This window comes from Streptomyces sp. JK94 (assembly GCF_053613315.1).
In genome coordinates this window covers 1-11,728 of the sequence record NZ_JBSICH010000028.1, presented here as the reverse complement: position 1 = coordinate 11,728, position 11,728 = coordinate 1, and the positions used below count along the sequence as shown (strand labels likewise).

Sequence of the window (11,728 nt, the reverse complement as noted above, 5' to 3'; positions counted from 1 at the left end):
TGACGTCGATGCCCGGCGTCGGCGTCAGGACCGCCGCCGTCCTGCTGGTCACCGTCGGCGACGCAACCAGCTTCCCCACCGCCGCCCACCTCGCCTCCTACGCGGGTCTGGCCCCGGCCACGAAGTCGTCCGGGACCTCGATCCACGGTGAACACGCGCCCCGGGGAGGCAACCGGCAGCTCAAACGGGCAATGTTCCTGTCCGCCTTCGCCTGCATGAACGCCGACCCCGCCTCCCGCACCTACTACGACCGCCAGCGAGCCTGCGGCAAGACCCACACCCAGGCCCTCCTCCGCCTCGCCCGCCAACGCATCAGCGTCCTGTTCGCCATGCTCCGCGACGGCACCTTCTACGAGTCTCGGACACCGAGAAACGTCGAGCTCGCTGCATAACCCCAGCAACCCCGAACCACCCCAAAACCGACAGGGATGCCTTGACGAAAGACATAGAGGCACCCCCCGAACACGCCCGGCTCGTCTCCAGTGGGCCGAGCACGCCCCGCCCCGTCAAGGGCGCGTGCCGCGAACCGGTACGCCGGGTCCGGTCCGCGGCACGCAGGGCTCCGTTGGCGTTGCGCTCCGGACGTCCACGGCGTGTGGACGCCGGACGGGGGCGCACTACCGCCCCAGGACCGACTCCGGCCCCATGACGACGACCGGTTCCATGTCCGGGTCGAGGGCTCTCAGCAACGCGCGCATGTGCTCCTCGCTCAGGGAGACGCAGGCGTTGGTCGGCCCGTCGTGGTCCACGTGGATCCAGACGCCACCGCCCTTGTCCTCGCCCAGAGGACGTGTTTTGTCCAGGGGGGTGGTGCCGGGCACCCGGTTGTAGTCGATGGCGATCACGTAGTCGAACGACCCCTCCAGCGGCTCGCCGAGATGTCCGGTGCCCGACACGGCGAACTCCGGGTCCTGGTCGTAGGGCAGCCGGGTGCCGGGGTCGGGCAGCCTGCCCCCGGCGTCGCTCAGGCGGAAGACACCGATGGGCGTGTGGAGGTCGCCCGCCTCGTGGGCGTCGGTCCAGCCGCGCAGGCCGTTGTGGGCGGGCCAGGGGCCGGCGACGGCGCGCCAGCCCTGGGCGGGGTCCTGCTCGTAGAGCACCGCCCGAGCCCGCGACGAACCCCCGGTCGCGCCGGTGACCACCAGGGCCTGCCGGGTGGCGTCGGGGACACGGGCCCGCATGGCCGGACCGACCCCCGGAAGAGGACGGGGGGACGAGCGCGGGGGAGCGGGGCGGGGGGACGCCGGCTGCGACGCGGAACCGGCGGCCGCCCGGGGTTCCCCCCGGGCCGCACCCGACTGCTGTGGGGCGCAGCCGGTTCCCAGTACGCCGGTGCAGACGACCGCGCCCATCAGCAGGGCCAGCGCTTTCCTGACGGTCATATCGACCTCCGACTCCGTGTGTGGACTACTCATTGCTTGACCACTAACGGAACCGGGGAGTGCGGCCGCCTCGGCGTCTCCCCCGGATGGCGCAGCCGGTGGCGGGGCGGACGCCCCGGCGGCCGTCGCGGGGCGGCCCTGTCGACCGCACGTCCCCGACCACCGGGCGCGACTCGGACGCCACCGCCGCGAGGGGGAGCCGCGGAGGCCCTGCGCGCCCGGCCCGGCCGGTGACCGGGGCGGGGCGCCGCTCCGGTACGCCGGCCCGGGCCCGGTTTCCGCAACATCGTTGCCGCTCACACCCCTTACTCACTGGTGAGGCTCGGACATGCCGTGTAGCGTCAGCAGCAGATGTCGTGGTTCGCCCAGACCGCCCGCGCCCGAGTGCGGGCGGTTTGCTGTGCAGTGCCGGAGGACCAGGACGACCACCTCCGGGTTCGCGCGGTGCGGATCCGATAACGGCTGAAAGGCAAAAGGCATGGCCAGCGGAACCGTCAAGTGGTTCAACTCCGAAAAGGGCTTCGGCTTCATCGCGCAGGACGGCGGTGGCCCCGACGTCTTCGCGCACTACTCCAACATCAACGCCACCGGCTACCGCGAGCTGCAGGAAGGCCAGGCCGTCACCTTCGACATCACCCAGGGCCAGAAGGGCCCGCAGGCGGAGAACATCACCCCCGCCTGACCGGGAGACCGCCGAACGGGCACGGTGCCCGGGAGCCGTTCGGGCTCCGGGCCCGTGCCCGTGGCGCACCCGCTCTCCTCACGGCCTCCCGAGCGCCGCGCGGTCGTCGGGGAGGTGCCGGAGGAAGGTGAGCAGCGCGGCCGTGAGTTCGGCGGGAGCGTCCTCCTGGACGAGGTGGCCCGCCTGGGCGATCGGCTCCCACCGGGCACCGGGCAGGGCGGCGACGAGCTCACGCCCCTTCGCCACCGGGACCCACGTGTCCTCCTCGCCCCAGCAGACCAGCGTGGGAACGGAGATGCCGGCGTACCCGTCCTGGATCTCGTCGGTGTGGCGCTGGTCGGCCTGGGCGATCTGCCGGTAGAAGGCCGGCTGTCCCGCCTCGCCGAGCCAGGGCCGGACGAGCCGGTCCGCGACCGCGGGATGCAGCCCCGGGGCACTGGCGGAACCGACGTACTCGCGGACCAGGGCCTGGTGCAGCGGCGGCGGCAGCTTCTCGAAGACCTCGGCGTGTTCGCGGACCAGCCGGAAGAACGGCGAGCCCCACGGGGCCAGCGCGACCGGATCGACCAGGGCCAGCGCCCGGTAACCGGCGCCGTGCAGCAGATGGGCCCGCAGCGCGACGGCGCCCCCGAAGTCGTGGGCGACCACGAGGGGCCGTTCCAGACCCCAGTGGCCCAGCAGCTCCGTGAAGACCCGGCCCTGGGCGGCCAGGGACACGTCCTGGCCCGCGGACTTCTCCGACTCCCCGTAGCCCGGCATGTCCCAGACGAACACCTGGTGGTCGCGCGCCAGTGAGCGGGCCACCGCACGCCAGACGTACGAGGAGAACGGCGTGCCGTGCAGCAGGACCAGGGCCGGCCGGCCTGCTTCACCCAGCCGGTTCCAGCGGACGGCACCCGAACTGCCGGCGAACGTCTCGGGCAACGGCCAGTCGGACATGCGCACACTCCTGTGGGTCGGGCGCCGACGACCGGCCGTCGAGGCCCGGCCGGCGCCGTGGGAGACGACCACCGGAGCGTTCCCCGTCCACCGCGTCCGCAAAGCACCGAGGCGCGCACCGGCGCCGGGACCGCCCGTGCGACGCCGTGGCGAGGTGCGGGCACCTCCGCGCGCCGCCCGACGGGGCGCGGCGGCCGGGAGGGCGGGGCCCGCGGGCTGTCCGGCGACGGAAAACGGGGCGCGCTCCGCCCCTCGGCTGTGCCAGGCTGACCGGTCGCCAAGGCCTCCGTCCCTCCGGGGCACGCCCCCGCCGTTCCGTCGTAGGAGTGCTCGATGACACCGCCCCGCCTGGTTCCGCTGCTGGAGCAGTTCGACTTCGCCTGCGAACGCCTCACCGGCCGTCTGGCCGGACCGGTCGTGGACAGCGGGGACGGGACGGAGACCGGCGTGAGTCCCCTGACGGACGAGGAGTACTTCTGGGAACCCGTGCCGGGCGGCTGCTGGTCGGTCCGGTGGCGGGCGGGCGGACGGGCCGGGGCCGCGCGCGACCGGGCTCACCGGCGCCGGTGACTGGGGCAGGGACACCGCGCCCCACCCGCATCCCTCGCCGCCGCCCGTCACGACCCTCGCCTGGCGGCTGAGCCACCTCGGCGAGATGCTCTTCCTGCGGGCCGACCACACGGCGGGCACCCACTCGCTGACCCGCGACGACTACGAGGTCAGCGGGGGCGCGGCGGAGGCGGTCGCGGCCTTCGCCGCGGGGGCCACCGCTTGGCGGGACGCGCTGACGGCCGCCGACGACTGCGCGCTGGACCAGGTCGGCCGGTGCACGTACCCCCACGGCAGCGACCCGGAGGACCCGTTCCTGGAGACCGTCTGGTGGGTCAACCAGGAAGTACTCCACCACGGGGCCGAGATCGCTCTGCTGCGGGACCTGTACCGCGCACGGCGGCGGTGACGCGGGCCGCCGCCCCTTGTGAGCGGGCCGTCGGGCGGCCTAGAGGCGGGGCGCGCCGGTCACCGACATCACCAGCGAGTACAGGGAGGTCGTGGCCGTGATGAACAGACGGTTGTTCTTCGGGCCGCCGAAAGCGATGTTGGAGACGGGCTCGGGCACGCGCAGCCGTCCGATGAGGGTGCCGTCGGGGTCGTAGCAGTGGACGCCGTCGTCCAGTGCGGCGGCCCACAGCCGGCCCTCGTCGTCGAAGCGGATGTTGTCGAAGCGTACGTCGCCGCCCGCCTCGGCGAAGACCTCCCCGCCGGACAGCGTGCCGTCCTCGCCGATGTCGAAGGCGCGGATCCGGGCGGCCCGGGAGTCGGAGACGTACAGCCGCCTCTCGTCGGGCGACAGAATGACCCCGTTGGGTCCCTCGAAGCCGTCGGCGGCGAGCCGGACGTCCCCGGAGACGGGGTCGATCCGGTACACGTTGCACGCGCCGATCTCGGACTCGGCGCGACGACCCTCGTAGTCGCTGACGATGCCGAAGTCCGGATCGGAGAACCAGATCGTGCCGTCGGAGCGGACGACGGAGTCGTTCGGGCTGTTGAGCCGCTTGCCGTCGTAGCGGTCGGCGAGGACGGTCACGGTCCCGTCCGGTTCCGTGCGGGTGACACGGCGGTTGCCCTGCTCACAGGTGACCAGGCGGCCCTGGCGGTCGAGGGTGTTGCCGTTGCTGTGGCCGGCCGGGGTACGCAGGACGCCGACCGTACCCGTGGCCTCGTCCCAGCGCAGGATCCGGTCGTTGGGGATGTCGCTCCAGATCAGCTGGCGCCAGGCGGGGAGGTACAGCGGGCCCTCGGCCCAGCGGCAGCCGTCGTGCAGGACCTCCAGCCTGCTGTCACCGTTCGTACAGCGTCCGGTGCGGAACCGGTCGTCGAGGATCTCGTACGGGCCGTCGGCGGGCATGGTGTCCTCTCGGCGGAAGTGATCAGACTCGGAGCCAACGTAGCGCCAACCGATCACACCGCTCCACCGGACGGCGCCCGCCGGGTCCCGGAGCGGATGGCGGCCCGGGCCGCCCGGCAGGCCACAGGGCGGCCGGCCCCCTCAGGCGTCGGCCGCCGCGGGTTCCTCCGGGAGGTCGCCGAGCTGATCGCGTACGTAGTTCCAGACGACCGCGATCAGCGCGGTGACCGGTACGGCGAGCAGCGTGCCCACCACGCCGGACAGGTTGCCGCCCAGGGTCACCGCCAGCAGGATCACCGCCGCGTGCAGACCGAGCCCGCGGCTCTGGATGATGGGCTGGAACACGTTGCCCTCCAACTGCTGCACCCCGACGATGATCGCCAGCACGATCAGCGCGTCCGTGAGGCCGTTCGACACCAGGGCGATGAGCACCGCGACGAAGCCGGCGAACACGGCGCCCACGATGGGCACGAACGCGGACACGAAGGTCAGTACGGCCAGGGGCAGTACCAGGGGCACGCCCAGTATCCACAGTCCGATGCCGATGAGGACCGCGTCGAGCAGACCCACGAGCGCCTGCGAGCGGACGAAGGAGCCCAGGGTCTCCCAGCTGCGCAGGGCCACGGCCGGTACGTCGGTGGCGAGCCGGCCGGGCAACTGGCGGGCGAGCCACGGCAGGAACCGCGGCCCGTCCTTGAGGAAGAAGAACATCAGGAAGAGGGCCAGGATCGCGGTGATCAGCCCGTTGACCACGGCGCTCACCCCCGTCGCCACCGTGCTGACCATGCTGCCGACGCTGTCCTGGACGCGGGCCATCGCCGTGTCGACCGCACTGGTGATCTGGGCGTCGTCGATGTTCAGCGGCGGCCCCGCGGCCCAGTCGCGCAGCCGCCCGATCCCTTCCACCACGCCGTCGGTCAGCTCGTCGGTCTGGGAGGACATCGGCACCGCGATCAGCGCCACGGCGCCGACGGCGACCAGCAGGAACGCCACGGTCACCGCCGACGCGGCCGGCGCGGGGCGCCAGCCGTGCCGCCGCAGGAAGCGGGCCGAGGGCCAGGTCAACGTGGTCAGGAGCAGAGCGATCGCCACCGGCCACACGACCGACCACATGCGACCGAGGAGCCACAGAACCACCGTGACCAGGACGAATATCAGCAGCAACTCGGTGGAGACACGCGCGGACGTGCGCAGGGCACCACGGGTCCTCGCGGAACTCAATCTGGCAGACATGGGGATCACCCTAGAGGGGCGGCCGTCGCCCTCTTCCGCGGGTGAACCGCCCGGAGCGGAAGGGGCCCGGCCTCCTGCCGGATCAGGGAACCAGCCGCAGGGCCAGCAGGGCGACGTCGTCGTCGTTCTCGGCGGGCCGCACCCGCGTGAGCAGCTCGTCGGTGAACGACTCCACCGGCCGGCGGGACAGAGCCGCGGCGTGGCGGCGCAGTCTTTCCAGCCCCTCGTCGATGGAGCGTCCCGGGGATTCGATGAGTCCGTCCGTGTACAGCACGAGGGTGGACCCGGACGGCAGAAGTTCCGACGCGTCGGGGCGTTCCTGCTCGGTCCCGGTGCCCAGCAGCAGGCCGTGACCCCCCGTCAGGTAGCGGGCCAGCCCCTCCCCGGTGATCAGCAGAGGCGGCGGATGGCCGGCATTCGACCAGGTCAGGGACCACTGGCCGTCGTCGCACACCGACATGTGCGCGAACACCATGGTCGCCATGGGCACGTCGGTGATGCGCAGGATCGCCTGGTCGACCCGCTGGACGATCTGGCTGGGCGGCCCCTGGTGGGCCCAGGCGTAGGCGCGGAGGATGTTGCGGATCTGCGCCATGCCGGCCGCGGCGTCCAGGTCGTGGCCGACGACGTCTCCGATGGCCAGCGCGGTGCCGCCGTCACTCAGCGGAAAGACGTCGTACCAGTCACCGCCGACGTGCGAGGCGTCGGGAGCGGGCAGGTACCTGGCCGTCATCTGCAGCCCCGGCACGCGCGGCAGCTGCGGCAGGAGGTAGCGCTGCATGGTCTCGGCCACCTTGCGCTGTCTCTCGTAGAGCCGGGCGTTGTCGAGTGCCAGGCCGGCCCGCCGCGTGATGTCCTCCAGCAACGTGAGATCGGCCGCGGTGAAGGCCGGCGCACCCGCGTCGCGTCCCAGGGTCAGCGCTCCCAGAACCTGGCGCAGGCCCCGGATCGGGGCGATGGCGGCCGACTGGATGCCCGTGGACTCGAACAGGCGGCGCTGCTCCACGGCGATACCGGAATCCGGGGACCGCTGGTACGTCCGGGAGTCGGTCACCGTCGAGGCGACACCCCGCAGAGCCCGTGACAGCGGCATCGTGGACGCCTCGGGCACCGGGGCCATGGGGCCCTCCAGATCCGTACGGTGCACCAGGGCGCCGCCCTCCGCATGCACCACGGCGGCGCGCCACACCTCGTCCCGTTCGGTGATCTGGTCGATCACGGCCCAGTCGGCCAGCCGGGGCAGTACGAGCGCCACGAGCCGGCGCATGGCCTCGTCGACGGAGAGGGTGGAGGTCAGCTGGGTGGTCGTCTCGGCCAGCAGCGCCAGGCGGTCCAGTTCCGTCAGCTGCCCCGTGTCCCTGGCCGACCCGGCGCCGGAGACGTCATGAGGAGTCGGGGCGTGGAAGACGACGAGGGTTCCGGTCTCGGCGTCACCGATCCGGCAGGGGGTGATCAGCCAGGCGATCGGCAGCAGGGTCCCGTCCCCCCGCAGGAACCAGTCCGGCTCGCCCTGGGCCGTGTGCCCGGAGAGGAACGGCTGCCGCATGCCGCACTGGGACCTGGGCAACGGCTCGCCGCCAGCGGTGCGGTGCAGCAGGTCGTGGGCGTCACTGCCGACGAGATCCCCGGCGGAACGGGCCAGCAGCCGCTCGGCGACCGCGTTGACCGCGACGATGCGTCCCTGCTCGTCCACGGCGTAGGCGGCGCCGCCGAGGGCATCGAGCATCCTGTCGAGCTCCTGCGGCCTCCCCGCGTCCCGTTCTCCGGCGCAACCGCTCCCGTCCGGACCGAACACTGGGTCTCCTCACCGTCTGCCAGAAGGACGGTCCGTCGCGGAACGGAACACTGGCTCTCCTCCGCACCCGGCCTTCGTCACGCGCTCCGAAGGCGAGCACCGACGCTCAGATCATCGCACCCCGGGGTGCGGGAGGAGGCGAGGAGGACGTCGCGGCGACGGATGCCGGCCGGACCGGGTCGGCGCTACGGGACCTCGACCCAGTCGAGTGTGCGCTGCACCGCCCTCTTCCACCCGGCGTGGCCCTCCGCGCGCCGGTCCTCGGACCACTGGGGCTGCCAGCGCCTGGACTCGTGCCAGTGACTGCGCAGTTCCTCGGTGTCCCGCCAGAAACCCGTGGCCAGTCCCGCCGCGTACGCCGCACCGAGCGCCGTGGTCTCCGCGACGACGGGACGGCTGACCGGGACGCCGAGGACATCGGCCTGGATCTGCATGCAGAGATCGTTGGCGGTCACGCCTCCGTCCACCCGGAGCACGTCGAGGTGGACGCCGGAGTCCTGCTCCATGGCGTCGACGACGTCACGGCTCTGGTAGCAGATGGCCTCCAGGGTCGCCCGTGCCAGGTGCGCGTTGTCGTTGTAGCGGGCGAGGCCGACGATCGCGCCCCGGGCGTCGGAACGCCAGTGGGGGGCGAACAGGCCCGAGAAGGCGGGGACGAAGTACATGCCGCCGTTGTCCTCGACGGTACGGGCGAGGTCCTCGCTCTCGGCCGCGGTCTTGATGATCTTCATCTGGTCGCGCAGCCACTGCACGGCGGACCCGGTCACCGCGATGGAGCCCTCCAGCGCGTAGACCGCCGGGCTGTCGCCGAACTGGTAGGCCACGGTGGTGAGGAGGCCGTGCCGCGAGCGGACCGGTTCCGTGCCGGTGTTGAGCAGCAGGAAGTTCCCGGTGCCGTAGGTGTTCTTGGCCTCGCCGGGCGCGAAGCAGACCTGTCCCACGGTGGCGGCGTGCTGGTCGCCGAGCACCCCGCGGACGGGGACGGCGGCGCGCAGCGGCCGGGACGTGCGGGCCACGCCGTACGCCTCCCGGTGCGAGGAGGGGTGGACGGCGGGCAGCATGGCCCGGGGGATGCCGAAGAAGTCCAGCAGTTCGTCGTCCCAGTCGAGCGTCTCCAGGTTCATCAGCATGGTGCGGCTCGCGTTGGTCACGTCGGTGGCGTGGATGCCGCCGTCGGGGCCGCCGGTCAGATTCCACAGGACCCAGGCGTCCGTGTTGCCGAAGACGGCATGGCCCTGCTCCGCCGCTTCGCGGACGCCGTCGACGTTCTCGAGGATCCACTGGATCTTGCCGGCCGAGAAGTAGGTCGCCGGCGGCAGTCCGGCCTTGCGGCGGATGACGTCTCCCCGCCCGGACCGTTCGAGGCGCGCCGCGATGGCGTCGGTGCGGGTGTCCTGCCACACGATGGCGTTGTAGTAGGGACGGCCGGTGCGCGGGTCCCAGACCACCGTGGTCTCGCGTTGGTTGGTGATGCCGATGGCCGCCAGGTCGGTTCCCGACAGCCCGCTGTGGCGCAGGGCGTTCTGCATCACCGAGTTGGTGCGCTCCCAGATCTCGACGGGGTCGTGCTCCACCCACCCGGAGCGGGGGAGGATCTGGGCGTGCTCCAACTGGTGCTTGGCCACCTCGTTGCCGCCGTGATCGAAGATCATGAATCGGGTGCTGGTGGTCCCCTGGTCCACCGCGCCGATGAAGTCCGCCATGGTGTGCCGCCTCTCCGGCCTGTGTCAGTCCTCCGGCGCCGGTACGCGCCCCGTCGGTTCCGGCTCCGCCGTCGGCAGGAACCGGCCGACGAAGACCTTGTACAGACCCGCCCCGAGCACGCCGCCGATCAGTGGTCCCACGATCGGCACCCAGAAGTAGAGGTTCCCGTACTGGTCCCGCCAGGCTCCTCCGTATCCGGTCAGGAAGCTGGCCAGCCGGGGGCCGAAGTCACGGGCCGGGTTGATGGCGTACCCCGCGTTGGTGCCCCACGCCATGCCGATGGCGACCACCACGAGGCCGATGACGAAGGGGGCCAGGTTCGCGCCCGGCGGCGTGTTGAGCAGGTCGGTGATGGCCAGGATCAGCAGGAGCAGGAGGGCGGTGCCGATGACCTGGTCGCGGAAGGCGCCCCACTCGTGGACCGGGAGAGCGGTGTTCCCGTTGGCGGGGAGCGTGGAGAACACGGTCTGCGTCTTGATGGTGTGCCCGGGGTCGGCCTTCGCCAGCGCCTCGGAGTAGTTCCAGCGGACGAGCAGGGCCGCCACGAAGGCCCCGGCGGTCTGGGCCAGGGCGTACGGAGCCACCTTGCGCCACGGGAAGCCCTTGAACGCGGCGAGGGCGACGGTCACCGCGGGATTGATGTGGGCGCCGCTCAGCCGCGCGGCCACGTAGACGCCCAGGGTGACACCGAGCCCCCACGCCCAGGCGATGCTGTCGTGGTCGCCGAGCCCGCCCTGCGGGTCCGTGAGAGCCCCGCCCGCGGCCACCTGGGCCACCACGCCGCAGCCGAAGAGGATGAGGATCGCCGTGCCGGCGAATTCGGCCGAGAGTTCACCGAGCAAGCCGGATCGCTTGAGCCGTTCAGCCATGGAAGCCCACCTTCCGCCGGCTGAACCGGCTGTCGACCGTCCGATCCCTTCAGTCGAAACAGTAGGGGCATAACGGACGAATCGCACTCGAAGGCCCCCGCCCCCCCGCCGACCGCCCCTGCCCGACCGGTCACGTACCGGTCGGGCGAGTGGACCATCACGATGCGGGCGGCATGACCGGCCTCGGTCACCCGTGCGGCCGGACCGGCCCGGTCACCCGTGAGCCGGGGCCCTCACGGGCTGATGGGCAGCCTGCGCTTGTGGTCGGTCTGCCGGTAGCGGCCGACGATCTTCTCGAAGGCGTCCTCCGCGACCGGCTTGCCCTCCAGGAAGTCGTCGATCTCGTCGTAGGTGACGCCGAGCGCGTCCTCGTCGGCCTTGCCGGGGTCGAGGGCCTCCAGGTCGGCCGTCGGGACCTTGCGCACCAGCTCGGCGGGCGCGCCGAGCGCGTCGCCGACGGCGCGCACGCGGCGCTTGGTGAGGCCGGTCAGCGGGACGACGTCGGCCGCACCGTCGCCGAACTTGGTGAAGAAGCCGGAGACCGCCTCCGCGGCGTGGTCGGTGCCGACGACCAGGCCGTTGCGCGCGCCGGCCACCGCGTACTGGGCGATCATGCGCTGCCTGGCCTTGATGTTGCCGTGCACGAAGTCCTGGTGACGGGCGTCACGGAAGGCCACGTCGGCATCGAGGAGGGCGTCGAGGGAGGCGTCGCTCGCGGGCTTGATGTCCACCGTCAGGACGTGGTCGGGCTTGATGAAGGAGAGCGCGAGCTGGGCGTCGTGCTCGTCGGCCTGGACTCCGTTGGGCAGCCGCATCGCGTAGAAGCTCGCTTCGTGCCCCTCGTCCCGGGCCCGCTCGACGGCCAGCTGGCACAGACGGCCCGCGACCGTCGAGTCGACACCACCGCTGATGCCGAGGACGAGGCAGCGCAGACCGGTGGAGGTCAGCCGCTCGGTCAGGAAGGCCACCCGGCGCTCGATCTCCCGTTCGGCGTCGAAGGTCTCGGCGACCTCCAGTTCCCGGGCGATCTCCAGTTGCAGGGCGACGGACGCCGGCTCGCTCAATTCCGCTCCTTGTTCGACTTACGGGGTCTTCTCACTCACCCTACCCAGAGGCGCCCGCAGGACACGGGCCGGCCGGTGTCGTGGAGCGCGACGTGCGGGGTGGCCGCCGGGTGCCACCCCCCCCGACCACAGTCCGCCGAAAGGTGTGGTTTGG

The 11,728-nt window shown here is 72.2% G+C and carries 10 protein-coding genes and 1 pseudogene; 3 read left to right on the top strand and 8 right to left on the bottom strand.

Annotated elements, in window-relative coordinates:
- The coding region (locus ACVV2G_RS24210) for a transposase (RefSeq protein WP_453844859.1) at nucleotides 1-392 on the top strand (392 nt) is incomplete at its 5' end.
- Between the two features lie 225 nt (nucleotides 393-617).
- On the opposite strand, the gene ACVV2G_RS24205 is transcribed toward ACVV2G_RS24210, so the two are convergent.
- On the bottom strand, nucleotides 618-1,382 hold the full coding sequence (locus tag ACVV2G_RS24205) for a L,D-transpeptidase family protein (protein ID WP_453844858.1): 765 nt from the start codon (nucleotides 1,380-1,382) through the stop codon (nucleotides 618-620).
- A 478-nt stretch (nucleotides 1,383-1,860) separates the two neighbouring features.
- Between ACVV2G_RS24205 and ACVV2G_RS24200 the strand changes: the two genes are divergently transcribed.
- Entirely contained in the window at nucleotides 1,861-2,064 is a 204-nt protein-coding gene (locus ACVV2G_RS24200; RefSeq protein ID WP_019330262.1) for a cold-shock protein, read from the top strand.
- Between the two features lie 78 nt (nucleotides 2,065-2,142).
- Here the strand turns inward: ACVV2G_RS24200 and ACVV2G_RS24195 are convergent, their stop codons facing one another.
- Nucleotides 2,143-3,003 carry an alpha/beta fold hydrolase gene (locus ACVV2G_RS24195; RefSeq protein WP_453844857.1) on the bottom strand — a complete coding sequence of 287 codons (861 nt, stop codon included), beginning with the start codon at nucleotides 3,001-3,003 and terminating at the stop codon, nucleotides 2,143-2,145.
- 333 nt (nucleotides 3,004-3,336) lie between these two features.
- Here ACVV2G_RS24195 and ACVV2G_RS24190 point away from each other — a divergent pair.
- Nucleotides 3,337-3,961, top strand: a pseudogene (locus ACVV2G_RS24190) (DinB family protein).
- A 39-nt stretch (nucleotides 3,962-4,000) separates the two neighbouring features.
- On the opposite strand, the gene ACVV2G_RS24185 reads toward ACVV2G_RS24190, so the two are convergent.
- From ACVV2G_RS24185 to nadE, 6 genes are all read right to left on the bottom strand, one after another.
- A complete protein-coding gene (locus ACVV2G_RS24185; protein ID WP_453844856.1) occupies nucleotides 4,001-4,909 on the bottom strand; it encodes an SMP-30/gluconolactonase/LRE family protein in 909 nt (302 codons plus the stop codon).
- Between the two features lie 141 nt (nucleotides 4,910-5,050).
- Complete coding sequence (locus tag ACVV2G_RS24180) at nucleotides 5,051-6,142, bottom strand: AI-2E family transporter (protein ID WP_453844855.1); 1,092 nt, start codon at nucleotides 6,140-6,142, stop codon at nucleotides 5,051-5,053.
- An 82-nt stretch (nucleotides 6,143-6,224) separates the two neighbouring features.
- Entirely contained in the window at nucleotides 6,225-7,868 is a 1,644-nt protein-coding gene (locus ACVV2G_RS24175) for a PP2C family protein-serine/threonine phosphatase (RefSeq protein ID WP_453844854.1), read from the bottom strand.
- Between the two features lie 254 nt (nucleotides 7,869-8,122).
- Nucleotides 8,123-9,640 (bottom strand): glycerol kinase GlpK, encoded by a 1,518-nt coding sequence (gene glpK / locus ACVV2G_RS24170; RefSeq protein ID WP_453844853.1) that lies wholly within the window; start codon nucleotides 9,638-9,640, stop codon nucleotides 8,123-8,125.
- Between the two features lie 24 nt (nucleotides 9,641-9,664).
- Entirely contained in the window at nucleotides 9,665-10,510 is an 846-nt protein-coding gene (locus ACVV2G_RS24165; RefSeq protein WP_453844852.1) for an MIP/aquaporin family protein, read from the bottom strand.
- 233 nt (nucleotides 10,511-10,743) lie between these two features.
- Nucleotides 10,744-11,574, bottom strand: coding sequence for an NAD(+) synthase (gene nadE, locus ACVV2G_RS24160; protein WP_453844851.1), 831 nt, complete (start codon nucleotides 11,572-11,574; stop codon nucleotides 10,744-10,746).
- Between the last annotated feature and the right edge of the window lie 154 nt (nucleotides 11,575-11,728).